The organism is Cecembia rubra (genome assembly GCF_003014575.1).
Lineage (GTDB): Bacteria > Bacteroidota > Bacteroidia > Cytophagales > Cyclobacteriaceae > Cecembia_A > Cecembia_A rubra.
Window position 1 is genome coordinate 222,071 of record NZ_PYGF01000005.1, and the last position, 25,241, is coordinate 247,311.

Here is a 25,241-nt window from a genome sequence, read left to right on the forward strand (position 1 = left end):
AATTGTTCAACGATTTGTGTTTACTCCATTAAATACATTTCTTGGAATTGGCCGCATTTCGTTACTTCTTCAAAGTCTTAGAATTCAGGTTGAGTGGACACATTAGGTTAAATAAACTTTTGGTATCTTTGCAGGGATGAAACAATTGCCGCGTTTGATTATTGGTTTTTTTTTAATCCTCCATTTAATTTCCTGTGGGACTGAAGTGGATAGCGGGATATTTGAGGTGTATACCGGGCCGATCAGTACTGCATATGGGATTGACCTTTATCACAGTGATTCAGCCATTGTCAGGACACATTTGCAGGCAAAAAAGCAGATGGAATTTGAATCCGGAGACCTGGAGTTTCCAGAAGGGATCGAAATTGTTTTTTTTGATAAAGAAGGAAATGTGACTACCACCATGCGGGCTGATAAGGGGTTTTATAATCGTAATAATAATCTTTACAGGGGAGAAGGAGATGTGAGGGTCAAGAATTTGGAGAAAGACCAAAGTCTTGCTTCGGAGGAACTTTTCTGGGACCCTAATACAAAAAAGATTTATACTGATAAATTTGTCACCATCCAAGACAAAGAAACAGTTATAAATGGTACAGGAATGGAAGCAGATGAAGGATTTAACGATTACAAAATATTCAAGCCGTTCAATAGTAGAATGATTATTCCTGGAGAAGGAAATTAAGTATGAAAGTCAGCAATATCGCTCTATTGTCTTTATCAGCAGCCTTTGTCATCATAGGGACACATCAGACCATCACTCAAGGGATTGTGGCCTCCTACCCCATTTTCATGTTGGCTGTAGTTTTGTTATTTTGGTACAAATACAGGCAAAATCAAAGGTCCGGCAAGGACGACGATCAGGATAATTCAGACCTAAAAGGAAAAAGGAAATAATGGAATCAGGCTATTTGTTGTATGTGGTTATCACTTTGTTATTTTCCGCTTTTTTTTCGGGTGTGGAAATAGCATTTGTATCTGCCAATAAATTGCACATTGAGCTTCAGAATAAACAGGGGCTGCTTTCAGGTAAAATTCTTTCCAATTTTCTTCAAAAGCCGGGTCAGTTTATCGGGACTACCCTGATTGGGAATACCATTGCCCTGGTTCTTTACGGTATTTTCATGGCCAATTTGCTGGAGCCATGGATAACAGCTTGGTTGCCGGGCAATTTGGAAAATCAGGCCAGTATCATGGTTGTTCAGACCATACTTTCCACCATTCTTGTCTTGGTTACCGCAGAATTTTTACCCAAAAGCATTTTTTTACTTAATCCTAACCGTTTGCTTTCCGCACTTTCTATCCCCTTTCAGATCATTTATTATCTCATGTATCCGATTGTGTGGTTGGTGGTTGGGCTGTCCCGGTTCTTCATAACAAAAGTACTTGGACTGGAATATAGTGAAGACAAACCAGTATTTAAAGTCACTGATCTGAACAGCTTTATCCAAAATAATTTACAACATAGCAGCCTGGATGTAAAAGTTGAGATTGATACCAAGATTTTTGACAATGCAGTAGAATTCAAAACTATCAAAATAAGGGAGTGTATGGTGCCCAGAACCGATATTGTTTCTGTGGACGTGGAGGATACCATTGAGGACCTTAAGCAGGTATTTGCTGAAAGCGGGCATTCCAAAATTATTGTATATGAAGATTCCATAGATGATGTCATTGGATACTGCCATCAGCTGGAGCTTTTTAAAAAACCAAAAAAAATCAGGGACATATTGACCCCGATCATTATTGTTCCTGAATCTGCCCTTGCCAATGAACTATTGATCCAATTTATCAAAGAAAGGAAAAGTCTGGCATTGGTAGTGGATGAATTTGGTGGCACCAGTGGAATTGTGAGTATGGAAGATATCATTGAGGAGATATTTGGAGAGATACAGGATGAATATGATACAGATGACCTTACTGAGCAAAAGATTTCGGAAAATGAATATTTGATCAGTGCTCGTCATGAAATTGATTACCTTAATGAAAAATATGGTTGGGAGCTTCCTTATGGAGAATTTGAAACATTGGCAGGTTTTATACTCTCTTTGATAGAAGATATACCCCAAAAAGGACAGAGTATCACCTTCGGTAATTTGACTTTTACTATAGTGGCAAAGCAGGATCATCGCATTGAAACACTAAAAGTAAAGCATAATCCGTCACTTAATTCGAATAAGTGATTTATTGACAGTCATATTATTTTGAATTTAGACCTAGATGTAATTATTTTGCGGCACTTCAAAAATCCAGTAGAATGGCATTAATTAAAAAAATTAGACAGAAAACAGGTCTTGCAATCGGCGTTATCGCAGTAGGTTTGATATTGTTTATTGTTGGGGGAGATATTTTAAGCCCCAATTCCACCCTTTTAGGTGGCAGTTCAAACAAGGTTGGTGAGATTGCAGGTGAAAGTATTTCCTATGAGGAATACATTCGGAAAATCGAAGAGATCAAATTTTCTTTCCAGCAGAACACAGGAAGAACTCCTTCCGAAAATGAAATGTACTCCATCAGAGAGCAGGCATGGCAGGCCCTGATTGTAGACAAAGTTTTTGCTTCTCAATATGAGGCCTTGGGACTTACCATTTCAGATGCTGAATTGGTTGACATGGTTCAAGGTAAAAACATTATCGCTGAACTCAGACAGCAATTGACCAATCCAATGACCGGGGAGTTTGACAGGGATCAGCTGGTGACTTTCCTTCAATCTTTGGAAAATGCAGGTCCAGAGCAAAGGGCATTCTGGGCACAGCAGGAAAAATTATTTGCTGATGCGAGGTTGAGAGTGAAATATGACAACTTGCTCTCTACGTCTGAATTTGCTACTTCTGCAGAGGGAAGAATGGAGCATAAAATGCAGAATTCACTTGTTGATGTAGATTATGTATTTATTCCATTCTATGCCATCTCGGACAATGATGTGCAGGTATCTGACAGCGAGTTGCGAGATTATATCAACAAAAACAAGGAAAAATTCAAGGTTTCCAATGCTGTTGACATAGATTATGTGGCTTTCAATCTTATGCCTAGCGGTGAGGATTCTGCTGCTGTAATCTCTGAAATAAGACAATTGACAGAGGAATTGAGGAATGCCAGCAATGACTCTGTATTCGTATTGAGAAATTCTGAGGCAGCAAGACCTTTTGCCACTATACTTCCTGGAGATGCCCTACCCAATTCACTTACTACAAACGTTGACGACATTCAGGTAGGTGAGACTTATGGGCCTTTCCTTACAAGCAGGTCAACATACGTATCCTATAAAATTACAGATAAATTCAATGGTACCCCTAGGATGAGGGCAAGCCATATCCTATTTGGCACACAAGGATTGAGTGAAGATGGAAAAGCAGAAGTAAGAACAAATGCCCAGAATGTTTTAAAAGAAATACAGGATGGATTAAGTTTTGCGGTTGCTGCGGCACAATATGGTCAGGACGCTACTGCACAGAGAGGCGGAGATCTAGGCTGGTTTGCCAAAGAGGATTTTGTTGAAGAATTTGCCGAGGCATCATTTGCTGTAAAATCTGCTGGTTTGATCAATAGATTGGTTGAAACCGAATATGGTTACCACATCATTGAAGTGACTGAAATGCCCAAGTCTGAGACATTCAAAATTGCAACTTTGGAACTGGAACTGATTCCTAGTGATGCTACCAGAAATGATGTATTCAGAAGAGCTGATTTCTTTGCAGCAAATGCATCTAATGCCAAGCAATTCGCGGAAAATGCAGAAAAAGAAGGCTTCAGAATCATTCAGGCCAACAGTGTTGGAGCATTTGACAGAAACCTTAATAACCTTCAAGGAGCTAGGGAAGTCATCAGATGGGCATTTAATGATGCCTCTGTAGGAAAGGTCTCTCAAGTTTTTGAATTGGATAATAGCTATATCGTAGCCACTTTGAGAAGCAGATATGAAGAAGGAACTGCTTCTTTGGATCAGGTTAGGGCCCAGGTCCTAAGCCAGGTGAGAAATGACAAAAAGGCAGAGATGATCAAGAAGCAATTGGAAGGTAAGGCTACATTAGAGGATATGCAGTCTGCATATCCTAATGAAGCATCTTTAGATAACATTCCTGACCTGAGATTGAGTGCTTCAGTGTTGCCGGGTGTAGGATTTGCTCCAAAAGCTATCGGTGCTGCATTTGGACTTAAGGAATCAGGCAAAATCAGCAAGCCTATCCATGAAGATGTCGGTATCATCGTGCTGAAACTCAATTCCATTACACCTGCTGCTGAAGTAGCGGATTATAGCGGTTATCAGAGACAATTGACCTTGAACGCTTCACAGAGAACAGCCTACATGATCATGATGGCTCTTGAAGATTTGGCCGATGTAAAAGATTATAGATATAAGTTCTTCTAAACAATTATGACTCAAAGACAGAAACCCATGGAGCCTATCCATGGGTTTTTTGTTTTGGGATTTATTTTGGGAGGAAAGCTGTTAACATATAAATTCGCAGAATATGAAATTTACATTTGATAGAGAGGCCTTTAAAGAGAAGCTGGAAGCACAGACTTCATTTCCGACCTTATACATGTTCAAATTCATCGTTTTGAGCGGGAGGGAAGATCAGGTAGCGGCTCTTTTGCCTAACAATAAAATGACCTTGAAAGAGTCTTCCAATGGAAAATACGTCTCTGCTACAATCAAAGCCATGATGCCAAGCAGTGAGGCAATTCTGGAGGTTTATGACCGAGCAGCAAAAATCGAAGGAGTTATATCACTTTAAAAAATGTGTTTATGTGGATAGAAGAGAATAACCGTCTGAAGAAAACTTTTACATTTAAGGATTTTCAGGAAGCATTTGCCTTTATGACCAGGGTAGCTTTCCTAGCCGAAGCCCATAACCATCATCCAAATTGGAGCAATGTTTACAATTCGGTGACCATTGAACTTACTACCCATGATGCAGGAAATGTCATAACGGAGAAGGATAGAAAACTGGCTGAGGCCATAGATAAATTATAGGATGTCGGAATTGGAAGGCAAATCTGTACAGCTTTACCTTGTTCCTACTCCGATAGGAAATTTAAAGGACATTACTTTAAGGGCCATTGAGGTATTGAACTCAGTGGATGTGATATTAGCAGAAGATACCAGGACTTCTGGTAAATTGCTCAAGCATTTGGAAATCAATCGTCCTCTCCAAAGTTATCATATATTCAATGAGCACAAAGCTGTAGAAAAACTGGTTGAAAGGATGAAGAAGGGGGAAGTGCTGGCACTTATAAGTGACGCTGGGACTCCTGGAATTTCTGATCCAGGTTTTTTATTGGTAAGAGCAGCCAAAGAGGCAGGTTTGGAGGTAAATTGCCTCCCAGGGCCTACTGCCTTCGTACCTGCCCTGGTCAATTCTGCATTACCGAATGACCGGTTTACTTTCGAGGGGTTTTTACCCCATAAAAAGGGTAGACAGACAAGGATACAATCATTGGTTGAAGAAACCCGTACTATGGTCTTTTATGAATCTCCCCATCGTCTGATGAAAACATTGGAGCAGTTGGCGGAAGCGTTTGGCCCAGATCGCTTGGCTTCTGTGTCCAGGGAACTTACCAAAGTCTTTGAAGAAAATGTCAGAGGATCTTTGTCAGAACTCATTGAATATTACCAGGAACATCCCATAAAGGGTGAAATTGTTTTGGTGGTGGAGGGTAGGGCTGAGGATAGAAGGGAGAAAAGAGAGGCGAAAATTGAGAAGCGAGAAGCGAGAGAAGAGAAGCGAGAGTCTAGACGTAAGAGGTAAAAAGTTTTGAAGTTCGGAAGTTAATTGTTTGAAGTCGGATGTCGGAAGTGGGAGGTTGAAGTTTTTGAACCATTAAGGAGTTTAGGAATTAAGGAATTCATTAAGGTAATTACCTAGAATGGGGACATTGAAAATCCTGATAGGGGTATAATCCCTTTAGGATAATAGCCCCGGGTACAACCCGGGGTTTATTTAAGCGATAGGCAAATACGGTTGGTAATCAAGGCCTGAAGGGCCGGCCTGTAATAGCCTAGGGCAAGGCCCTAGGACTAAAGGCAGAATAAAAAAACCGAGTAGGATTTTCCGTCATTAAGGAGATATAAAAAAAATCAATAAAAGATATGGTAGATTTATTACATATTTTAGAACGTACCAAGGAAATAGCCAAAGAAGCAGGTGCATTTATTAGAGAAGAGCGTAAAAATTTTGACCTCGAGAAAGTAGAACAAAAAGGCTTGAATGATCTGGTTTCCTATGTGGACAAGGAAGCAGAAAAGATCATTGTGAGCAGATTGGAGGTTATTTTAACTGAGGCAGATTTTATTACCGAAGAGGGCACTGCAGCCCGCGATGGAAAAGCCTATACCTGGATCATCGATCCATTGGACGGTACGACCAATTTTATCCATGGATTGCCTGTTTATGCGGTAAGTATCGGTTTGAGGTATAAAGATGAAATTGTCCTTGGGGTTGTTTATGAAATCAACCAAGATGAGTGTTTTTATGCAGTCAAGAGCCATGGTGCCTACCTCAATGGAAAGCGTATCCAGGTAAGTAAAGCCAGAAGACTTGCGGAAAGTCTTATTGCTACAGGTTTTCCTTACAGCGGATTTTCTAAAATTGATGATTACCTGAAAATATTGAGGTCTTTGATGGAAAAATCCCATGGGGTTAGAAGAGTGGGCAGTGCGGCAATGGATCTGTGTTATGTTGCCTGCGGAAGGGCAGAGGGCTTTTTTGAGTATAATCTCAAGCCATATGATGTGGCGGCAGGAGCCATCATTGTTATGGAGGCAGGTGGAAAAATATCAGACTTCAGGCAAGGTTCGGATTATCTCTTTGGAGGGGATATATTGGCTTCCAACTATCATATCCATGAAGAATTGGATGCTGAAATTCAGAAAGTTTGGAGGAAGTAATACTTGTATTGGCAAGGGGATTGCAGCATCTTTTTGAGTAAATTTTCGTTTAATACTTTGTACCACTAACCATATTGTCATGAAAAAAGCAATTCTGATTAGCCTAGCCATATTCGTTTTTTTATTGGTCGCTTTGGTATCCTTACCTTTTATTTTTAAGGATAAAATTGCAGAAAGGATAGACCGTGAAATTTCTAACACAATAAATGCTCAGGTTTATTTTGATATCAATAAAATCAGCCTGAGTATTTTCAAGCGTTTTCCACATATATCAGCTACCGTTGAAGAATTAGGGATTATAGGTAATCCGCCCTTCCAAAATGATACCTTGGTCCATATGGACAAGTTGCAGATAGATTTTAACCTGAGGTCTATACTTTTTGATGAATATCCTACCTTGACCGGAGTGCATCTGGATGGTGGGACTGTGTATGTCAAAGTACTTGAAGATGGGAGGGCAAATTATGATATAACCTATCCTTCTGAAGAAGAAACACCAGAAAGCAATTTCAAAATGGCTGTGGATATCATCAGTATTAATGATGTGGCTGTGGTCTATGATGATAGGCAGCTTAAATATTTTATGGCCCTGGGCAATATTCAGGCAGAGGGAAAGGGCAATTTCACCTTAAACCAATATGACCTGCCCATAAAAGCTGATGCCTTGATTGCAGAAATTACTTATGAAGGCATCAATTATTTAAGAAATAAACAATTCAAGGGGGAGACACTGATGCATATCGATATGGAGCAAATGAAGTTCAGTTTTGGGAAAGGTGATTTTGCCCTCAATGACTTTTTGTTTGATTTTGGGGGCTATATAGCGATGCCTGAAGAAGGGATTGAATTTGATTTGAGTTTTGGTGGTAGGGACAACAGTTTCAAGAGTATCCTTTCTCTAGTTCCGGGGATGTATACGGATAGTTTTGCCAGTCTCAGAACTTCAGGGACCATGGATTTTAGCGGCGTATTCAAAGGGCTTTATAACGAGACAGCATTCCCTTCTTTTGATATTGGGCTTCAGATCAGTGAAGGTTTTTTTCAGTATCCAGAGCTACCCAGACCTGTCAGTGATGTAAATGTGGATATTCGGATCCAAAATCAAACAGACAACCTTGACAATACGAGCATTCAGATTCCGGTTTTCAACCTGAATTTTGGCAGCAATCCGCTTTCCGGCCATTTCACCTTGGCCAATTTGGTGAGTTATGATATGGATGGGGCATTAAAAGGCAAACTTAACTTGGAGGAGATGACTTCGATTTTTCCAATTGAGGGAATGACGTTAAAAGGATTGCTTGATATCAATGCTACGGCCAAAGGGAGATATGATTCTGTTTCCCAGCTTATACCTGCGATTGATGCGCAGTTGTTGCTCGCAAATGGATATGTGAAAAGTAAAGAATATCCTTCTCCTATTGAAAATCTGAATGTAAGTGCTACCATTCAGAATAAAACAGGTAAGATGAACGATTTTTTGGTTGATTTGAGCCGTTTTGGATTTGATTTGGAGGATGAGAATATCTTGGGAAGGCTTAGGATTTCGGATTTTTCCTTGCTCAATTGGGACGGAGCTATTAAAGGAGCTGTGGACCTAGGAAAGCTTTTGGCTATTTTTCCAATGGAAAATATCATTATGGAAGGCATCATCCGTGCAGATTTATTTACCAAGGGCTCCTATAAAGATGTAGAGGAGGGGAGATACAACCGACTCGATACAAGAGGTAATATAGAGGTAAGTAAGTTTTACTTTACTTCATCCGATTTACCACAGGGTATTCGTATTCATGACAGCAAGGCTGACTTTTCTCCTGAACGTATAAATCTTATCCAGTTTGATGCCAGGGTGGGACAGAGTCCTGTCCAGGCTACAGGATACCTTTCGAATTATCTGAATTTTGCTTTGAAGGATAATGAAATCCTGAAAGGGCAACTGTCGCTCAATTCTTCCAAATTTGATGTCAATGAGTGGATGTCCGAAAGCAGTAATAGTGAAGAACTTACTGTATTGGAACTTCCCAAAAACATTGATTTCAGCATGTCAGTGGCAGCTAATGAGGTCATATATGACAATATGAACTTGAAAGAAGTCAAGGGAACCATGAACCTAAAAGAAGGTGTCCTCACTTTTAGAGATGCCGGAATGAGAGCCCTTGGAGGTCAGATCAGCCTCAATGGTACTTATGATCCGAGGGATTTGAGTGAACCAAAGTTTGATTTTGGACTGAACTTGGCCAATCTAAGCATTGCACAGGCCTTTGAGAATCTCAACACAGTGAAAGCTTTCGCCCCTATTGCCCAACACCTTACAGGGAATTTTAATAGTAACCTGAATTTTTCAGGAATTCTTGGTCAGGATATGATGCCTGTATTGTCTTCTCTTAGTGCCAAAGGCCTTTTGAAGGTTGCTGAAGCTGCTTTTCAAAATAGCCAATTGCTTCAAGGGATTACAAGTCTCACGAGACTAAATGATACCAATACCCTTCAGTTCAGAAATGTTACCATCCCTATTGAAATCAAAAACGGGATTTTGGAGGTAAGGCCTTTTGATGTAAGGCTATGGGATTATCAGGCCAATGTACAGGGGAGTACCGGTTTTGATGGGACTATCAATTACCTTGTTAATATGCAAGTTCCTGCTGGCAAGTTTGGGGCCCAGGCCAATACTCTTTTGGCCAATATTTCAGGTACGGAAGCTAATGCTTCAACCTTAATTCCTGTAGCAATAAGCTTGGGAGGGAATTACAGTAATCCAAGAATTTCCCTTGCAGGCGGCAATAGCATAGAAAATCTATTGGCTACTGCCTTACAATCCAGGGTAAGAAATGAAAAAGAGAACCTGGAGCAGCAAGTGACGCAGCAGTTTAAAGCAGCCGAGGATAGTATCAAAAAAGAACTTCAGCTGAAAGCTGAAATGGTTCAGGACAGTGTCAAAAGAGAAGCAGAAAGAAGGGTATCAGATACCAAAGAAAGAGTTACTGAAGAAGCTAAAAATGTACTGAAGGGTCTGATCCGTCCTAAGCCAGCTAAACCGGACACTACCAGAAAAAATGATAATTAGGCTAACACCCAATACCATCCTGCAATAGTGACAAAAGAAAGTGGTATGCCTACTCCTACCAAAAGGGAGGCAAGTTTGGGTTCAAGTCCATGGCTGATAGCAATAATGGACCCGGTAATCATTGGGGCCATGGCAGATTCAATCACAGAGACCTGAAGTACAAGTCCATCCAATTGGAAGAGGTATTTAAACAGGATTAAGACAAAAAATGGAATAAAAAGCAATTTGTAGCCTAGACCAGTCCAAAGGTAGGGATTTTTGATGGCGGGCAAACTGACTTTAACCTGTAGTCCTACAGAGGTAAGGGCTACAGGAGTCAAAGACAAAGCTATAATATCCAATGGAATTGAAAGGAATTCCGGGGGGGTTATATTGGTCAAGTTCATTGTAATGGCCAAAATGAAAAAAATAAATGGAGGAAATGTCACAATTTTTTTAGTGATATCACGCTTTCGCTTTTTTTCTTCACTGTAAATGGATGCAACAATTACTGCTATGCTGCTTACCAAAATAAATGAACCTCCCTGATCTATCAATAGGGCAATTTTTACTGCCTCATCTCCATAAAGCGCCCTGACGATAGGAATTCCTACAAAAGAGGTATTGGAAAGCCCCGCTGTGATGATCAGGCATCCTGTCAGAGAATTGCGCCAATGGAAGAATTTTCCCAAACTTCCAAAAATCAGCCAGGAAAGGCCAAAGGTGATCCAAGCAGAGGTTATGGGCAAGACTAGTTCTAACTGAAGTTCAATAATGGGCAGATATTTCAAAGCCAATGCGGGCAAAACGATGAATATAAGGTAATTGTTAAGAAGTTTTGGAAGAGTTGTAGGAAGGTTTTTGATTTTTTGTAAGAGTATTCCAAGTAGAAGGAATGCTGGAATCAAAAGTATTTGTGTCATCAGATTTTTTTTGGGGCAGTACAATAAAATTAACAAAAGGGTAATTTCTTATTCATCAAACTCTTAGGTATTCTATTTTTCTTTGTAAAAAGTAATTGAAGATGAACAAAATGACCCCAATCCAAATAGACGGTTGTAAACTTATTCCATTGGATCAACTCACCATTGACCAAGCCAATGACCTGAGAAGCTGGTTGCCAAAAGAAGACATCCTGCAGATTCATTTTCAGGGATTTTTATTCAATGAGTGCATTGCTTATGATACCTATGTTTATTGGTTCAAAACCCATCAAGTCTTGAGCAGGACTTATGAGTCCATTCTGGATTTTTAAATCAATCCAAAATGCTTCCTTTTTTCATTGAAATAATTTTCAAGATCAGGATATAAATAACTTTCTGCTTCAGGTATGCCACATAAGGTAAGGTCAATATTTCCCTGTTGAAGTATGGGGTTAGCCTCCATCGTTTCAATCATGAAAATCACTTCCTGTAGGCTAAGCGTTTTGTTTGATTTTTCAGGACTGAGCATCAATTCGTTTCCATAAAAATCAATTGCTTCAAAATGGTATTCACCGTCTATCACATTGGTGTAAATATTTATTTCTTCACCCCATTGGCTTTCAGGATAGGTTAATTTGACCAGTAAGGCTGTCGGCCCTGTGCCGTCAAAATAGGTTTCGGGCCTGAAATGGAAGTTAATCATGATCGAAAAATACGGAATAAAGAAATTATAAATAAGTTTTAGATGTAGCTAAAAAATAATTTTGTGCACATTTAAAAATAAAAAAGGGCTGTCTAATCTAACTTTGTTTCTTATATTCGCGTAAACTCCACAAGTTAAAATACGGGTTGAGATTTTTGCGAACCATATTGCCATTCATGAGCCATTTTAGTTTGGCTTTAATGTTGACCATTTTGGCCAATGGGGTGCTCTTTTTTCATGCCCATGAATTGGAAAATGGTAGAATCATCACCCATGCCCACCCAATTCTGACTGAAGAGCAAGAAGATCAGCCTGATCATGGCCATTCGGAAATGGAATTGATTATTCTGGATCTGATCGCACATGCGGATTATTTTATTTACAGCATATCAATTGAAATACCTGATTTTTCCAGGGTTGAAGTTAATAAGAACTCCGGTTTTGTAGCCCAGGAGTTTTCCCAGGAAGTATCATTGGGATTTGACCTGAGAGGGCCCCCATATTACGTCTAACTTTTTTTCATTTTGCGTTCATTCTCAATGGACATGGATTCCCAATTCCTTTCTTATTTCAAAAAAGTTAAAAGACGTAATTAGCATGCGATATATTTTGCTGCTGACCTTGTACATATTATCTATGGATGTCCAGGCAGCTCAAGACCTTAGTATCAATGGTAAGGTTTTAGATAAAAACACCAATGCTCCACTACCTGGAGTCACTATTTTCATACCCGAACTGAACAGGGGTACAGTGACAGATCTGGATGGCAGTTTTAAAATTGCAGCCATTCCATCTGGGAATATCACCGTTCAGATTTCATTTGTAGGTTATGCTACCATCATCAGATCGGTTAGGCCTGGATCGGATAGAAGCCTTGTTTTTGAACTGGAAGAAACAGCAACCAATATTGATGAAGTGGTAGTCTCCGGCGCCTATATCATGAGCAAAGAGAGTTCTCCTATCAGTATAGAGAAAGTGGACAGATCTGATTTGATGAAAATGCCATCCCCCAATTTGATGTCGGCATTGGCCAGAACACCTGGAGTAAGCGAAATTTCACTGGGGCCGGGTATCAGTAAACCTGTTATCCGTGGTCTTTCATTCAGCAGGGTGCTTTCACTTTATCAAGGTGCACGTTTTGAAAATCAACAATGGGGTGCTGACCATGGTTTGGGTATGACTGAAACAGGTATAGCCAATATTGAAATGATCAAAGGTCCTGCTTCCATTATTTATGGTTCTGGTGCCATGGCTGGAGTGGTACACTTGGTAGAAGAAAAAGATGCGATAGCCGGCCAGGTGGAAGGTGATGCAGTATTCAGGGGTTTCAGTAATTCATTAGGCCTGAGATCTGATATAGGTGTCAAAGGTTCCACAGAAAATGGATTTGCATGGTCTTTACGAGGAGCCACAGAATCCCACGCGGATTATCTGGATGGAAATGGAAATGCAGTTGGCAATACCAGATTCAATACACAAAATATCAAAGCAGGTGTAGGCTTGCAGAAAAAATGGGGAGATACGCGCGTGCGATATACTTTTCTCCAACAGCGCCTTGGGATTCTGGATGAAGAGGCCATGGAGGAATTGGTGACCACGAGAAATGATAGGTCCCTACAGTTGCCTTTCCAGGATGTTAGGGATCATTTTTTCAATTCAGAGACCAATATATTCTTGGGAGAAGATAGGTTGAAAGCAACATTTGGTTATCACATAAATAGGAGAAAAGAGATAGAGGAGGAGTTTGATGAGGTAGATTTGGGGATCAATCTCTCCAATTTCATGTACGACTTGAAGTATTTTAAAGGCTTTGGTCCTCATGTTGAGGCGATTTTTGGAGTACAGGGTTTTTATTTGAAAAATACCAACTTTGAAAATGCCGGGGAATTTCTAATCCCAGATGCAACAAAAGATGACCGCTCGGTCTACGGTTTATTGAATTATAACAAAGACAAATGGGTACTTCAAGGTGGCCTGAGGTATGATTTTAGGAAGGTTACAGCAGATGCCAGTGCCCCTCATTTAATAGATTATGGGTTTATCTTGCCAGGAGAACCTGCCAATAGGATGTTGGAAAGGACTTTTGATGGAGTTACTACTAGTGGAGGTGCCACTTTTAGACCGGATTCCCATTGGAGGTTCCGATTGAATATCGCTCAGGGATTCCGTGCGCCTGACCTTGCCGAATTGTTTTCAAATGGCCCACATCCTGGTACCAGTCGTTTCGAAAGAGGAAATGCTGATTTTGTCCGGGAACAGAACCTGCAGACAGATTTTGGAATCAGGTATACCAACAATGGTTTTTCCATTGCCGGAGAAGTGTTTTACAACCATATCAACAATTACATCTTCTTTTCACCAACCGATGAACGAGTAGAAGATCTGACGGTTTGGACATTTGAACAGGCTGATGCCAGATTGTATGGAGGTGAGCTTGAACTGGATTACCAACCCGCTTCTGCAAAATGGGTGAATTTCGGAACCAATTACAGTTGGGTGATAGGTCAAAGGAGATCTGACAACTCCTTTCTGCCCTATATCCCTGCTTTTCGATGGGCCCAGTCTGTAGATTTCAGGATGAAAAATTTTGGAAGGATTCAAAAACCTTATATCAGCATTTTGGGATCATTGATTTTTGATCAGGATAGGGCTGCTCCTTTGGAAGAAGCCACGCCGGGTTACTATCTTTTGGGATTGAATATTGGGGGCAACCTCAAAGTTTCCAATAATCTATTGGATGTGTACCTCAGCGGAACCAACTTGTTGAACAAAACATACCTGGACCATATGTCCCTGTTCAGGCCATTTGGCGTGAATCAGATGGGTAGAAATATTGCATTGAACGTTAGAATTCCTTTTTGATAAATAAAACCCTCCAAGGGTTCCAAACCCTTGGAGGTTCCACTCTTCATAAAATCAGGAACTTTTTTATTATTTTTTGATATCTTATAGGACTGCTTTCCATCGGTTCTATGCAAGTTCTGCGGCTAATTGGTTTTTGTTTGATTTCAGTTTTATTATTTACCTGTGTAGATAAATCTTCCCAGGAAAAGGCAGAGTATGTGCTCCGTTTTGGTCACTTGGCCAATGAGCAGAACATTTGGCACAAAGCGGCTTTAAAGTTTGCAGAAGAAGTCCGGCAGCGCTCCCAGGGAAGAATGATAGTCAAGGTCTATCCCAATGAGCAATTGGGGAAGGAGATGGACATGATCACAGGGATTTTAGCTGAGGTGATGGATATCATGATCACTGCAGAATCTTTGGAAAACTGGAGCCTACCTTACGCCATTCTTTGTGCCACACCTTATGCCATCAGGGACTCGGATCACCTTCATATGGTAGCAGGAGGAGCAATCGGCAAGGAAATGGCGCAGCATATCATCGATATGGCTGGATTGAAGCCTATCGCCTATTTCGAGAGAGGAGCCCGAAACCTGACCAGTAATATTCCCATCCGTCATCCTGACGACCTAAAGGGCCTGATCATAAGGGTTCCCAATGTTTCTTTGTACGTGTCCACTTGGTCTGCTTTGGGTGCCAAGCCAACCCCTATGGCTTTTTCGGAAGTTTTCACTGCTTTGCAGCAATCCACCATTCACGGTCAGGAAAATCCTTTCGCGCTGATCAGGAATGCGGGACTCTATGAAGTTCAAAAATATGTCAACCTTACTGAACATGTGAAGGGTTGGGCTTATGTAGTGATGGGCAATAAGCAGTTTGAGAAGTTACCTGAGGAATTGCAGCAAGTGATTATGGAATCGGCCAAGATCATGCAGGAGTATGAGCATTCACTTTTTTTGGAACAGGAAGCGCTTGATGTCCAATTCTTAAAGGACAAGGGTATGGAATTTATTGAAGTAGATAAGAGCGCTTTTGAGCAAATGGCCAGGAAGGCTGTCCGGGAGAGTTTTACCAAAGAACAAATTGAATTGTATGAGCGGATTCAACAGGTTAGATAAGGCTTTGGAGTGGGCAGTTGTTGGGTCATTTATCCTGATGATCCTGACCGTGTGCTTGCAGGTTTTTGCCCGCTATGCGCTTCCATGGTCTCCTCCATGGACGGAGGAGTTGGCAAGGTTTTGTTTCATCTACATGGTGAGTTTGGGAGCGGGATTGGCGGTAAAGGACAGGTCTTATGTGAATGTGGATATCCTATTGGAGTCAATGGGCCCCAAGCAAAGAATCATTATAGGTAGTTTCATTCTCTTGATGATCCTTTTGTTGATGGGATTGATGTTATGGTATTCCATCCCCTTAATAAAAATTGTACAGTTGCAGCATTCAGCTTCCCTGAAAGTAAACATGGCCTTGATTTACTTTTCGATGTTTTGTATGTCCGCATTGGTCTTGCTTTATGGAGCAAAGGAGTTTCAAAAAAATATCAATCGCTTAAGAAATTCCAGATGATCTTACTTCTGTTTTTAGCCTTTCTGATTTTCCTGATTATTGGTATTCCTATAGCCTTTGCTTTGGGATTGTCATCCATGGTGTATTTGCTTTTTTCCGACATTCCTTTGATCGTGATTCCCCAAAAGATGTATGCAGGATTGGATGTCTTTGTGCTACTTTCCATTCCGGGGTTTATTCTTGCGGGTAACCTGATGAATGCTGCAGGAATCACTCAAAGGATCATAGCTTTCTGCAATGCCCTGCTTGGCCATATCAGGGGAGGCTTGGGTTTGGCCAATGTGGGGGCTTCCATGCTGTTTGGGGGGATTTCCGGAACAGCCATTGCCGATACTGCCAGTATTGGATCGGTAATGATTCCCGCCATGGAAAAGGAAGGATATGATAAAGGGTTTTCCTGCGCAGTGACGGCTACCTCTTCCACCTTAGGCCCGATTATTCCTCCCAGTTTGCCCATGATCATTGCTGCTACCATGACGGGATTGTCCGTTGGGAAACTGTTTATCGCAGGGATCATTCCCGGTTTACTTCTTGGCTTAGGTTTGCTTGGACTGACGTATTTTATTTCTGTGAAGCGGAAGTATCCAAAGAAGAAAAGAGCTTCCCTGATGGTAATGGTCAAGAGTTTTTATCAGGCTTTCTGGGCCTTAATGATGACGCTGTTGATCTTGTTTGGCATTATAGGAGGAGTCTTTACCCCAACCGAGGCCTCTATCATGGCAGTAATTTATGCCATGTTGATTGGTTTGTTGGTGTATAAGGAGCTCAAGTGGGCCCAAATACCCAAAGTCATTCTGGATTCTGCGAAGATGACTGCTTCTTTGATGGTTTTGGTGGGATTCGCCAATCTCTTTGCCTGGATCATGACAGTGGAGGAAATCCCGCAGCTGATAGCATCCGGGCTACTTGGGTTCACGGAAAATAAGTTTCTGATCCTTTTGCTGATCAATATCCTGCTGCTGTTTGTAGGTGCCTTTATGGAGACCATTGCCGCCTTGCTGATTTTATTTCCGGTGCTCTTGGGAGTGGCGGTGCATGTCGGAGTGGATCCGGTACAGTTTGCCATCATCATGGTCATGAATTTGGTCATTGGTCTGACCACTCCGCCGGTAGGTGTCTGCTTGTTTGTGGCCTCCAGTATAGGAAATATTTCTTTGGAGAAAATTACCAGGGCAGGCTTCCCATTTCTCTTGGTCAGTCTGATTATTCTTCTGCTGGTGACTTATGTGCCAGAGGTTTCTTTATTTTTGCCGGGTTTGTTTTATGATTGAATACCATGAACCTCCATACCCCCCTGTAATCTTTTTCATCTGACTCCTGCCCAATACTTCATCAGAGGTAAGCCTGAGCAGTTTGAGCTTAACTTTATTTACCAAACTAAAATATTAAAAATTAAATTGTAACATATTAGTGGTTTTTATGGAAATTTTCATAATTCGGTGTTGATAAAGGTTTAAATTTCAATTTTCCATTTTAAAAGTAGATTTGAATAGGTTTCCTGGGCAACCAAGATGCAAGCAATATGTTATTACATTTAATTTAAACCATAATCTCACCTTTAGATTTTTTAATGCAATCTAAATTCAAAAACAGCATATTTTGAATAAGTCGATTCTTCGTCATCTTTATCTTTTTCACGCATTAAGATCTTACCATTCTCCAACAGGATAATCTCTGCATTTGGGTCAAAATTTTCAGGAAAACTAATGGGAGGGGAAACTAGATGACCTTTATCCAAAAAGTAAAATTTATACAAGGTAGGATCCGTAAGAGGGAAATAATATTCATTATTGACTTTTTTCTTTTCCAATTCCACTTCACTAATTCCTGAGTACCTGAGTAGGATGTAGCCACTTTCATCCGCAGGGTATAAACCGACTGTTTTACCTTTTCCCTTATCTTCCAGACTTTGTTCGACTATTTTGACATATTTTACCAATTCAAAATTCTTGGTTAAATCATAAATCCCAATGGTAAGGGAATTATCAAATGTAAGATGGAGTAATTTCTGATTGTCATCCAGAAAATACACCTGTGTCAAGTCAAACTCTTTGTCTGCGGGTTTATAGGGGCTGAAGGAACCAAATTGGATTGGAAGCTTCCAGGTCAAAGATCCGTCTGATGGATCAAAAACCTCGAGCAAATTTCGGGAAGATATTGAGGGGTCTACATCTGCAATTGGAATCTTAATATTTGAGTAAAAAGAGGGCAAAACTTGAGGATATGTTGCACCATTGAGAAAGAAATAGGGAGTTTTGATTTTAGGTCCTCCATAGAAAATAATATTGAAGAAGGAGCTGAATCTCCACCGATTTATCACTTCCCAATTTTCATTATACCATAATAATTCATTTGAACTTTGAAGGAAAAAACCGTCTCCTCTTTCATTGAATGCAGCGGAAAGTATATTTGTGAAATATTCGTTTGGGCCCTCACCTGCTCTTTCTATTTCATCTATGACCTTTCCTTTGCCATCTATGCATATAAAGCTTTTGGTAATGGCATCATAAGCCAGAAAAACATTCTTTTCTAGATGATGGTCTAGGATAATAAACCGGGTATCCCTTTCAATGACCATTTCGTTAGTTTTATGCAATTCAGCTTGGGGGATTTGAGATTGGATACCATTTTCTTTACAAGAAAAAAATATGATTGTTGTCAACACAATAAAAATTGAATAAGCAACTCTACATAAATTGAAAATGATAATCATGATTTTATTTTTAATAATGGCAAAACAATTTTATTCTTAGGATATTCTTGTTTAGGGAGAAAATAGGGATTAGTTATAAACCTGAACTAATCCCTCATTTATCATGAACATCCAGTTGCAACACAGCTAATTGCTCCTCCATTACCTGAGCATTCAAGAGAAGCATCATTTGCGTTTGGACATGGACCAGAACCTGAGGTTTGCGTTCCATTTCCACATGTAGTTGTATGGGAACAATCCGTCGCTCCCATTATTGTTTTCATCTGACTTCTTTCTAATACTTCATCAGAAGTAAGTCTTAACATTTCTAAGCTTAACTTTTTCATGATTTTTAGATTTTATTAAATATTACTTTCCTCGGACATTAAAGTCACCCGAAGTCTGTGACCATTCATCGCGTTTGAATATTTTATGGTCAACAATTGCTACATTTTTTTAAAAGATTCACTTCATTTAAGGAATTAAATGTCAATAACTATAAACCCAAGCTCATCATCTATATTTTGAAACACCCAAAGTTTCCCACCTTGGATAAAATACTTTACATATTCAGTAGTTAATTCCTCAATGAGTAATTCAGTGGTTAAGTTGAAATTCTGATCAAATAATGATAAAAACACCTTTACTTCCTTTATGTCCGGCAAAAGGGAGTTATCCTTAGACTTCTTATCAGAAAATGATCTTTGGGCAGATAAACGTAAATATCTTTTATTTACATTATCCCATACCGGAGGACCAAATATGACTTGTTCCAGTAATGATTGGTAAGTTTTGCCCAGCTCAGAAAGTGTAGAAAGTGGCTTAAGAAGATGTCTTTCAGCTTTTTTTTGTGTAAGCTTTGGTTGATAATTTACCTTCCTAATAAAATTTCCTTTATTGTCAAAAAGAAACAATTCATTGGAGAATTGATGACTTACAATTACCAATTCATTTTCTTCACCAATATAAACAATCGGATCTAAGTAAGTGTAAGCTGCTGGATCGTCAATAGCTAATACAAAATTACTGTATGAATTTTCTTGATCTATATCAAACTGGCTTACCCTATTATTTCCCACATCTAAAACATTTAGGAAAACCTGTCTTGATGAATAATCAAAACTCAGTCCGAAAACTTTTATATTTTCAGTGCCGACTGCAATTTCAATCAGTGGGGTATTTTCAAAAGGCAATCCAGATGAATCAATGGCAAAGTTCCAATTTACCCGCTGTATTAAATTTCCTTTCTTATCCATCAAAATGGAATTACCAAAAGATTGCAGAAAAAATATATTCTGATCCACTAAGTTCAGCTTATTAACAAACTCTCCAGTCCCATTTGGACCTTCTTTTTCTAAAATATAGCTTTTATTAAATGCTAGTTTTCTAAGGTCTATTTCGTCTATTGAATGCTCATAACTATTGTACAAATACAATATTTCACCGTTCAAATTGACATCTGAAATCAATAAATAATATCCAAGATCAAGTAATTTACCTTTTGAATCAATGGTTACGGTTTCCGCATTGTAATTCTGAACACGGCTGATTTGATCTTTTGGGCCTTGTTTACAACAAATTAATACTGTAGACAACAGCAAAAGCATGGTGTTTCTCATATTTCATGTATTAAATAAGCAATACTGAGCATTAGCTCAGTACTCTTTTTCTGATTCTTGAATCATAATTATTAGATACTCCCGCACCTCACACATTGACCGTTTCCTGCCGAATTACAATAATCGTGAGCGCTGCAGCACCGAAGTGTTGGTGAGCAGACAGAATGACTACAATTACCTGTGCCATACCCTCCAGTTATCTTCTTCATCTGACTTCTTCTCAATACCTCATCGGAAGTAAGTCTTAACATTTCTAAGCTTAACTTTTTCATTTTTATTTGATTTTATACACCACTACAAAGTGATGTTTGTTCCAGTGGACAATAACTGGAAGGGGGGCTTCACTAAGTTTATTAAAATTCAGTTTTGCCCCTATGGTCTTAAATCCCATAGCCTCTGCTGCATCACTGAGTTTCAATAGACTACTTCCTTCCCTCGTAGTTTCGGATATTTCTCTGATTTCTTTTAACGATATCAACTTGCCATAGTGCTTGGCGATGATTCGCAGGCAGGTAGGTCCACAGTCTTTAGTGTCGAGTTGTTTGTAGAAGGGGAAGGACTTCAATTAACTAATGGGGCTACAAGTAGAAAAACTTTGTTTATATGTTTATAGGATAGAAGACAGTATTTACCATGTTATTTCAGTTTCACTATCCCAATTAAGGGATTTAGTTCCTCAATGGTTTTATCTTCAAATTCTGTCTTTTTAATATAATAAAACAGATCTTGATCCAAATCCAGGGGCCTTAGAAACACAGGATCCCCTTCATCATCAATCAAGCCTTCACTAAGATTGTATCCTCTTTGGTTTTTCTTGTCGTACAAAAACATATATCGTTTCCAATCTTGATCATATTCCAAAATATAATAAGAAGTACTATTAACTATATTGTAAAGTAAAAGTGTTTGATAGTCTCTTTCATCCAAGGATTGTTTTCTTTCAAAATTGAACTTTACAGAAGGCACTACCATTTTATCTTCTACTCTATACAATGTATCCCTCATCATATTTTCGGGTGTAAGTACAGGCATAAACATAAAGAGATCATCTTCAATTTTAGACATCCAATATCTAAAGGGATAACCTCCAATACGTTTTTTATCAATTTTAATTGTTCTATATGGAATAGTATCTGCAATCTGATAATATTTATCCAGTTTATAAATATTGGTCCTATTTGCTATTCCATCCTCGACCGCTACTCCTATTTCTTCAGAAACTATCCACAACTCCCCATTTAAAATTTTCAAATAACCTATTGGATAACCTAGTTTCCGCTCTTCCTTCAATTGAAATGTCGAGTCATAAACAATTAGTTTATTGTATGTAGATAAATAGATATCTCCTGTTTCTTGGTCTATTGTAAAAGAATTAACAGTTCTATACTCACCAGGTCCATCTCCCAATTTTCCTAAGATTTTAATAAAATTCCCATTTAAATCAAAAATCGACACCTTCTTCAATTCTCTAATAAATAACTTATCATCATAAATAATCACATCATTGATAAATCCTAACAGGATATTTTGTGACGTTTCCAATTGAATTTCATTAATTTCTTCAGAAAATTCAGACAAATAAACATGTGTGTTAGTATTATCAGGTATACAAATAATTTTGAGCGTAGATCGTTGATTATTCTTACATCCCAATAATGAAATAAAAGCAATAAAACTTAGCAGTATTTTTTTTAAAGTAATTAAAGGCATAAATTCTTAAATTATTAAATAATGGAGTTCAATTCTGAACTCCATTTAATTTGAATAGGTAATTATAGATTTTAAGCAGGCGAACAAGAACCTCCTGTATTATAAACAGCAGTGCAAATTTGAGTTGGATCAGAATAATTACCCGGATCTGGATTATCACTATCCCAAACAGTAATTGGTGGATTATTCCCACAGGTACATATCCATGATTGACCCCCTGTAATCTTTTTCATCTGACTTCTTCCAAGTACTTCATCGGAAGTAAGTCTGAGCATTTCTAAACTTAACTTTTTCATTTTTTTTAGATTTAATTGAAAATTAAAATCTCCGGACATTTGGGTCAGCCGAAGCTTCTGACCATCCATCGCGACTGAATATTTTTACATTCTAATTGATTGTTTTATATCAAAATATATTTTAGGTCTTCAACTGTATAAGCTTTAGGAAGTTCATATCCATTGATAAAGATGGTGGGAGTATAGTTGATGTTTTCCTGTTCACACCAATTCAACATGTCTTGTATGTGAGCTTCCTGTGCTTTTAGTTCCCTATTCATGGGGTATTTGGCTGCAAAGGCTTCATATTCCTTTTTCTCTGGCAGGTACCAATCGTCAAGTGCTTTTTGTATTTCCTCCTGACTTGCCTGAGCAGCTACTGCCATAATATGACTGATTGTTTTATACCTAATTGCATCTTCTCCGCCGGGATGAAATATGACCTGTAAGTTTATGTTTCCGGAAGCAAACAATTCTTCCAAAATAGGATGAGAATTAGCACATGGTCCGCAATAAGGATTGCATACTTTGAGTACATGATATTTGGCATTTTCCCCTTTAAGTAATATTCCCAATCCTTCTGGATTATTGGAAATACTTCTTGAACCCGATAAAAAATGTTCAAAGGTTTCACTATTGGAAAGAAATCTGGTCAGTTTGGTTTTTTGCTTTTGGAGTTCCTTTTTAGCTAGGAAATATGGCTTAAGACTCAGCCAAGCCACTACTGTCCCAATAAATAAGAAGGAAAACAATGTCAAATCTTGAAATTGTACGGAGCCGGTATTTACAAGAAAAATCTGACTAAGCAATATTTCTGCGAGCAGTACTGTCGAAATCCAAAGGCACAGCATGCACCACTTCTTGATTTTTGCCCATTGATAATAGATGGAAATGGGAATTATGAATACTCCGGACAGACTCAAATAGCCAAAAAACTGCAAACCTGATCCTGAAAATGAAGTCAAAAGCAAAAAGAGAACTCCAGAAAAGAAGTAGGCAAAAACTATGATGCTTAAACTTATCCCTCCTGGCAATGAAAAGGAAGAAATAACTGAGTTACAGTCTTTATTTTCCACTCCTGTACAAAAATCTTTTATTGCTTTATTGCCCTTATCAACTTCTGACCAAAGCAAAACAGTGGAAATGAACAATCCAATAGCTTTTATCAGGAAAAGGGACAAAATTACAAGAGCTTGGTTTGGGTTTGCGAAAATAGGCTGATAAAAAGCAATTAACCCAATGAGACTTATTAATCCTAGGGAAATACATAAAAAACGGAAGACGAAAGCATCCTGCTGTCTCGCCTTAAATCCAGGTTCACCTGATTTATCAGACTTTTCCAATAGCAAGGTCACACCAGTCCAGTTTTTGCCAAAATCCTCTTTTGAAGTGTTTTTAATTTTCCCCTTTTCATCCAGGTAGGATACGGTATCTATTTCCGATTTAGTAAGCACACTAAAAAAAGGATGTCCATTTTCTTGAATCTGTATTATACAGGGCAACGGAATTTGTTCTAACTTTTCTATAGTAAGGTTGAGTCCAAGGCTGTCCACCTTATATTGTTTCAAGGTATCTGAAATGGAAAGCAAGGATTCCTGTTCAGGATGGGATCCTACTATTTCTTCCAGGTAGCCCTTAGTAAAAGGAATATCCAGTAGCCGCAGAATTTTCTTTAAAATCAAAAACGAATTTTCCATAAAAACTTAGGTTAAAAACAGCTTCATCAGAAATAATCTCTTTCAAAAGATTAATTACGTTGGCTAACCTAAAAAATAAATTTTTAAATACCAAACCCATATTGCGTTATAACCTACTAATTTGAAGGCATTTAAATTATTTTAATAGCAATAAACCAAAGATAATTCTAAAAACTTCGTTTTACCCCCCTCCTCCAAACTAATTGACCCTCCTCCAAACTAATTGATAAGTGAATTTGAAGTTTTCGGGATTTAAAACTTTTTTTATAGTTTTTGAAAAAATTCTGTATTCAGTTGTCCGAAGGTTGTACCTTTGGATAACATGGCTGCCTGCAGGTTTCGCCTTCGTACCCCTGGTAAAGGATTTTCAACTCCTTTCCAAAATAGGCCAAAGGCTTAAATACCAATGATACCAAGCCACATGCTCCGGATGGCCCGGAGCGGTAGTCGCGAATCCGCTGCATGATATCCCCAGTCATGCGGGTATCGAAATAGGAAATGGGCAGGTTCATCAATTTGATAAAAAAATCCGAAACAAGTGAAATATTAACCCGGGTCGTCAAGTGCAGCAAAATCCAGCTGCGGAGCACTTCCACGCTGATCCTCCCTAGAAAGAGCATGATCTGTGCAAAAAGGACCAGGTAGATAAAGTTAATATCTTGGTTTTGGATCCCCACATCCACAATACTCTGGGTAAGGAAAGGAAAAATCAACTGCAAGAGACTGCCTAACAGCAATCCGATGGCCAGCTGGGCTATCAGGTTTTTATAGTTGAAGAGGTATTTGAACAGGAAGCTGAGGGAACGCTTTTCCTTTTCCTCCCATTTCATTTTCCTGAATGTAGGGGTAGGTTCCAGCAGAAGGATGATGCCTTCTTTGGTATTTTCATCGGCATTGTTGCCGATCCATCGTGAAATAAATTCTTTTTTAGAATACTGGATCAGACCATAAGCTGGATCTGAGATATAGACAATATCTTTTCTGATTTTATACACCACTACAAAGTGATGTTTGTTCCAGTGGACAATAACTGGAAGGGGGGCTTCACTAAGTTTATTAAAATTCAATTTTGCCCCTATGGACTTAAGTCCCATAGCCTCTGCTGCATCACTGAGTTTCAATAAGCTACTTCCTTCCCTCGTAGTTTCGGATATTTCTCTGATTTCTTTGAGGGAAATCAGCTTGCCATAGTGCTTGGCTATGATGCGCAAGCAGGTGGGACCACAGTCTTTAAAGTCGGGTTGTTTGTAAAAGGGGAAGGTGGTTTTCAAAATAATCCGTTCTTT

The 25,241-nt window shown here is 39.1% G+C and carries 25 protein-coding genes; 15 read left to right on the plus strand and 10 right to left on the minus strand.

Features of this window, described 5'->3' with window-relative positions:
• The first annotated feature begins 136 nt into the window (after window positions 1-136).
• The 9 genes from lptC (at window position 137) to CLV48_RS11140 (ending at window position 9,950) form a co-directional block, all read left to right on the plus strand.
• The gene (lptC, locus tag CLV48_RS11100; protein ID WP_106567349.1) at window positions 137-682 is read left to right on the plus strand and encodes an LPS export ABC transporter periplasmic protein LptC; all 546 of its coding nucleotides are present in this window, start codon (window positions 137-139) and stop codon (window positions 680-682) included.
• 2 nt (window positions 683-684) lie between these two features.
• Window positions 685-894: a hypothetical protein gene (locus CLV48_RS11105; protein WP_106567350.1), complete on the plus strand. Its 210-nt coding sequence runs from the start codon at window positions 685-687 to the stop codon at window positions 892-894.
• On the plus strand, window positions 894-2,180 hold the full coding sequence (locus tag CLV48_RS11110; protein WP_106567351.1) for a hemolysin family protein: 1,287 nt from the start codon (window positions 894-896) through the stop codon (window positions 2,178-2,180). The genes CLV48_RS11105 and CLV48_RS11110 overlap by 1 nt, the downstream gene beginning before the upstream one ends.
• Window positions 2,181-2,254: 74 nt before the next feature.
• A complete protein-coding gene (locus CLV48_RS11115) occupies window positions 2,255-4,366 on the plus strand; it encodes a peptidylprolyl isomerase (protein ID WP_106567352.1) in 2,112 nt (703 codons plus the stop codon).
• Window positions 4,367-4,469: 103 nt separating this feature from the next.
• Complete coding sequence (locus CLV48_RS11120) at window positions 4,470-4,736, plus strand: DUF493 family protein (RefSeq protein WP_106567353.1); 267 nt, start codon at window positions 4,470-4,472, stop codon at window positions 4,734-4,736.
• A gap of 11 nt (window positions 4,737-4,747) precedes the next feature.
• Window positions 4,748-4,975, plus strand: a complete 228-nt coding sequence (locus CLV48_RS11125; RefSeq protein WP_106567354.1) for a 4a-hydroxytetrahydrobiopterin dehydratase — start codon at window positions 4,748-4,750, stop codon at window positions 4,973-4,975.
• A gap of 1 nt (window position 4,976) precedes the next feature.
• A complete protein-coding gene (gene rsmI, locus CLV48_RS11130) occupies window positions 4,977-5,750 on the plus strand; it encodes a 16S rRNA (cytidine(1402)-2'-O)-methyltransferase (protein WP_106567355.1) in 774 nt (257 codons plus the stop codon).
• 341 nt (window positions 5,751-6,091) lie between these two features.
• Window positions 6,092-6,889, plus strand: a complete 798-nt coding sequence (locus CLV48_RS11135) for an inositol monophosphatase family protein (protein ID WP_106567356.1) — start codon at window positions 6,092-6,094, stop codon at window positions 6,887-6,889.
• A gap of 79 nt (window positions 6,890-6,968) precedes the next feature.
• A complete protein-coding gene (locus CLV48_RS11140; RefSeq protein WP_106567357.1) occupies window positions 6,969-9,950 on the plus strand; it encodes an AsmA-like C-terminal region-containing protein in 2,982 nt (993 codons plus the stop codon).
• On the opposite strand, the gene CLV48_RS11145 is transcribed toward CLV48_RS11140, so the two are convergent.
• A complete protein-coding gene (locus tag CLV48_RS11145) occupies window positions 9,947-10,852 on the minus strand; it encodes an AEC family transporter (RefSeq protein WP_106567358.1) in 906 nt (301 codons plus the stop codon). The two genes, CLV48_RS11140 and CLV48_RS11145, sit on opposite strands and share 4 nt — an antisense overlap.
• A 101-nt stretch (window positions 10,853-10,953) precedes the next feature.
• Between CLV48_RS11145 and CLV48_RS11150 the strand changes: the two genes are divergently transcribed.
• Window positions 10,954-11,184: a hypothetical protein gene (locus tag CLV48_RS11150; RefSeq protein WP_106567359.1), complete on the plus strand. Its 231-nt coding sequence runs from the start codon at window positions 10,954-10,956 to the stop codon at window positions 11,182-11,184.
• Here CLV48_RS11150 and CLV48_RS11155 read toward each other — a convergent pair.
• Entirely contained in the window at window positions 11,181-11,555 is a 375-nt protein-coding gene (locus tag CLV48_RS11155) for a UDP-glucuronosyltransferase (protein ID WP_106567360.1), read from the minus strand. The two genes, CLV48_RS11150 and CLV48_RS11155, sit on opposite strands and share 4 nt — an antisense overlap.
• Before the next feature lie 176 nt (window positions 11,556-11,731).
• Between CLV48_RS11155 and CLV48_RS11160 the strand changes: the two genes are divergently transcribed.
• The 5 genes from CLV48_RS11160 to CLV48_RS11180 all read left to right on the plus strand — a co-directional run bounded on the left by CLV48_RS11160 (window position 11,732) and on the right by CLV48_RS11180 (window position 17,233).
• Window positions 11,732-12,067 carry a hypothetical protein gene (locus CLV48_RS11160; RefSeq protein ID WP_106567361.1) on the plus strand — a complete coding sequence of 112 codons (336 nt, stop codon included), beginning with the start codon at window positions 11,732-11,734 and terminating at the stop codon, window positions 12,065-12,067.
• Window positions 12,068-12,152: 85 nt separating this feature from the next.
• The gene (locus CLV48_RS11165) at window positions 12,153-14,417 is read left to right on the plus strand and encodes a TonB-dependent receptor (RefSeq protein WP_106567362.1); all 2,265 of its coding nucleotides are present in this window, start codon (window positions 12,153-12,155) and stop codon (window positions 14,415-14,417) included.
• A 140-nt stretch (window positions 14,418-14,557) separates the two neighbouring features.
• Window positions 14,558-15,514, plus strand: coding sequence for a TRAP transporter substrate-binding protein (locus tag CLV48_RS11170; protein ID WP_245889530.1), 957 nt, complete (start codon window positions 14,558-14,560; stop codon window positions 15,512-15,514).
• Window positions 15,489-15,962, plus strand: a complete 474-nt coding sequence (locus CLV48_RS11175) for a TRAP transporter small permease (protein WP_106567364.1) — start codon at window positions 15,489-15,491, stop codon at window positions 15,960-15,962. Before CLV48_RS11170 ends, CLV48_RS11175 begins: the two co-directional genes overlap by 26 nt.
• Window positions 15,959-17,233 carry a TRAP transporter large permease gene (locus tag CLV48_RS11180; RefSeq protein WP_106567365.1) on the plus strand — a complete coding sequence of 425 codons (1,275 nt, stop codon included), beginning with the start codon at window positions 15,959-15,961 and terminating at the stop codon, window positions 17,231-17,233. Before CLV48_RS11175 ends, CLV48_RS11180 begins: the two co-directional genes overlap by 4 nt.
• A 296-nt stretch (window positions 17,234-17,529) precedes the next feature.
• Here CLV48_RS11180 and CLV48_RS11185 read toward each other — a convergent pair whose 3' ends face one another.
• The 8 genes from CLV48_RS11185 to CLV48_RS11225 all read right to left on the minus strand — a co-directional run bounded on the left by CLV48_RS11185 (window position 17,530) and on the right by CLV48_RS11225 (window position 25,226).
• Window positions 17,530-18,558, minus strand: a complete 1,029-nt coding sequence (locus tag CLV48_RS11185) for a hypothetical protein (RefSeq protein WP_146140090.1) — start codon at window positions 18,556-18,558, stop codon at window positions 17,530-17,532.
• 218 nt (window positions 18,559-18,776) lie between these two features.
• Window positions 18,777-19,001: a hypothetical protein gene (locus CLV48_RS11190; RefSeq protein ID WP_106567367.1), complete on the minus strand. Its 225-nt coding sequence runs from the start codon at window positions 18,999-19,001 to the stop codon at window positions 18,777-18,779.
• A gap of 135 nt (window positions 19,002-19,136) precedes the next feature.
• Window positions 19,137-20,273, minus strand: coding sequence for a DUF4221 family protein (locus tag CLV48_RS11195; RefSeq protein ID WP_106567368.1), 1,137 nt, complete (start codon window positions 20,271-20,273; stop codon window positions 19,137-19,139).
• A gap of 274 nt (window positions 20,274-20,547) precedes the next feature.
• Complete coding sequence (locus CLV48_RS11205; protein WP_106567370.1) at window positions 20,548-20,838, minus strand: cysteine peptidase family C39 domain-containing protein; 291 nt, start codon at window positions 20,836-20,838, stop codon at window positions 20,548-20,550.
• A 71-nt stretch (window positions 20,839-20,909) separates the two neighbouring features.
• Window positions 20,910-21,983, minus strand: a complete 1,074-nt coding sequence (locus CLV48_RS11210; protein ID WP_106567371.1) for a 6-bladed beta-propeller — start codon at window positions 21,981-21,983, stop codon at window positions 20,910-20,912.
• A 71-nt stretch (window positions 21,984-22,054) separates the two neighbouring features.
• Window positions 22,055-22,279 (minus strand): hypothetical protein, encoded by a 225-nt coding sequence (locus CLV48_RS11215; protein WP_106567442.1) that lies wholly within the window; start codon window positions 22,277-22,279, stop codon window positions 22,055-22,057.
• 104 nt (window positions 22,280-22,383) lie between these two features.
• Window positions 22,384-23,955 (minus strand): cysteine peptidase family C39 domain-containing protein, encoded by a 1,572-nt coding sequence (locus tag CLV48_RS11220; RefSeq protein WP_106567372.1) that lies wholly within the window; start codon window positions 23,953-23,955, stop codon window positions 22,384-22,386.
• A gap of 290 nt (window positions 23,956-24,245) precedes the next feature.
• Entirely contained in the window at window positions 24,246-25,226 is a 981-nt protein-coding gene (locus CLV48_RS11225) for a cysteine peptidase family C39 domain-containing protein (protein ID WP_245889531.1), read from the minus strand.
• Window positions 25,227-25,241 lie beyond the last annotated feature (15 nt).

Excerpts from the sequence above, each read along its gene's own strand:
- lptC (WP_106567349.1), top strand. The coding sequence starts at position 137 with ATGAAACAATTGCCGCGTTTGATTATTGGTTTTTTTTTAATCCTCCAT.
- CLV48_RS11105 (WP_106567350.1), top strand. The coding sequence starts at position 685 with ATGAAAGTCAGCAATATCGCTCTATTGTCTTTATCAGCAGCCTTTGTC.
- CLV48_RS11110 (WP_106567351.1), top strand. The coding sequence starts at position 894 with ATGGAATCAGGCTATTTGTTGTATGTGGTTATCACTTTGTTATTTTCC.
- CLV48_RS11115 (WP_106567352.1), top strand. The coding sequence starts at position 2,255 with ATGGCATTAATTAAAAAAATTAGACAGAAAACAGGTCTTGCAATCGGC.
- CLV48_RS11120 (WP_106567353.1), top strand. The coding sequence starts at position 4,470 with ATGAAATTTACATTTGATAGAGAGGCCTTTAAAGAGAAGCTGGAAGCA.
- CLV48_RS11125 (WP_106567354.1), top strand. The coding sequence starts at position 4,748 with ATGTGGATAGAAGAGAATAACCGTCTGAAGAAAACTTTTACATTTAAG.
- rsmI (WP_106567355.1), top strand. The coding sequence starts at position 4,977 with ATGTCGGAATTGGAAGGCAAATCTGTACAGCTTTACCTTGTTCCTACT.
- CLV48_RS11135 (WP_106567356.1), top strand. The coding sequence starts at position 6,092 with ATGGTAGATTTATTACATATTTTAGAACGTACCAAGGAAATAGCCAAA.
- CLV48_RS11140 (WP_106567357.1), top strand. The coding sequence starts at position 6,969 with ATGAAAAAAGCAATTCTGATTAGCCTAGCCATATTCGTTTTTTTATTG.
- CLV48_RS11145 (WP_106567358.1), bottom strand. The coding sequence starts at position 10,852 with ATGACACAAATACTTTTGATTCCAGCATTCCTTCTACTTGGAATACTC.
- CLV48_RS11150 (WP_106567359.1), top strand. The coding sequence starts at position 10,954 with ATGAACAAAATGACCCCAATCCAAATAGACGGTTGTAAACTTATTCCA.
- CLV48_RS11155 (WP_106567360.1), bottom strand. The coding sequence starts at position 11,555 with ATGATTAACTTCCATTTCAGGCCCGAAACCTATTTTGACGGCACAGGG.
- CLV48_RS11160 (WP_106567361.1), top strand. The coding sequence starts at position 11,732 with ATGAGCCATTTTAGTTTGGCTTTAATGTTGACCATTTTGGCCAATGGG.
- CLV48_RS11165 (WP_106567362.1), top strand. The coding sequence starts at position 12,153 with ATGCGATATATTTTGCTGCTGACCTTGTACATATTATCTATGGATGTC.
- CLV48_RS11175 (WP_106567364.1), top strand. The coding sequence starts at position 15,489 with ATGAGCGGATTCAACAGGTTAGATAAGGCTTTGGAGTGGGCAGTTGTT.
- CLV48_RS11180 (WP_106567365.1), top strand. The coding sequence starts at position 15,959 with ATGATCTTACTTCTGTTTTTAGCCTTTCTGATTTTCCTGATTATTGGT.
- CLV48_RS11190 (WP_106567367.1), bottom strand. The coding sequence starts at position 19,001 with ATGAAAAAGTTAAGCTTAGAAATGTTAAGACTTACTTCTGATGAAGTA.
- CLV48_RS11195 (WP_106567368.1), bottom strand. The coding sequence starts at position 20,273 with ATGAGAAACACCATGCTTTTGCTGTTGTCTACAGTATTAATTTGTTGT.
- CLV48_RS11210 (WP_106567371.1), bottom strand. The coding sequence starts at position 21,983 with ATGCCTTTAATTACTTTAAAAAAAATACTGCTAAGTTTTATTGCTTTT.
- CLV48_RS11215 (WP_106567442.1), bottom strand. The coding sequence starts at position 22,279 with ATGAAAAAGTTAAGTTTAGAAATGCTCAGACTTACTTCCGATGAAGTA.
- CLV48_RS11220 (WP_106567372.1), bottom strand. The coding sequence starts at position 23,955 with ATGGAAAATTCGTTTTTGATTTTAAAGAAAATTCTGCGGCTACTGGAT.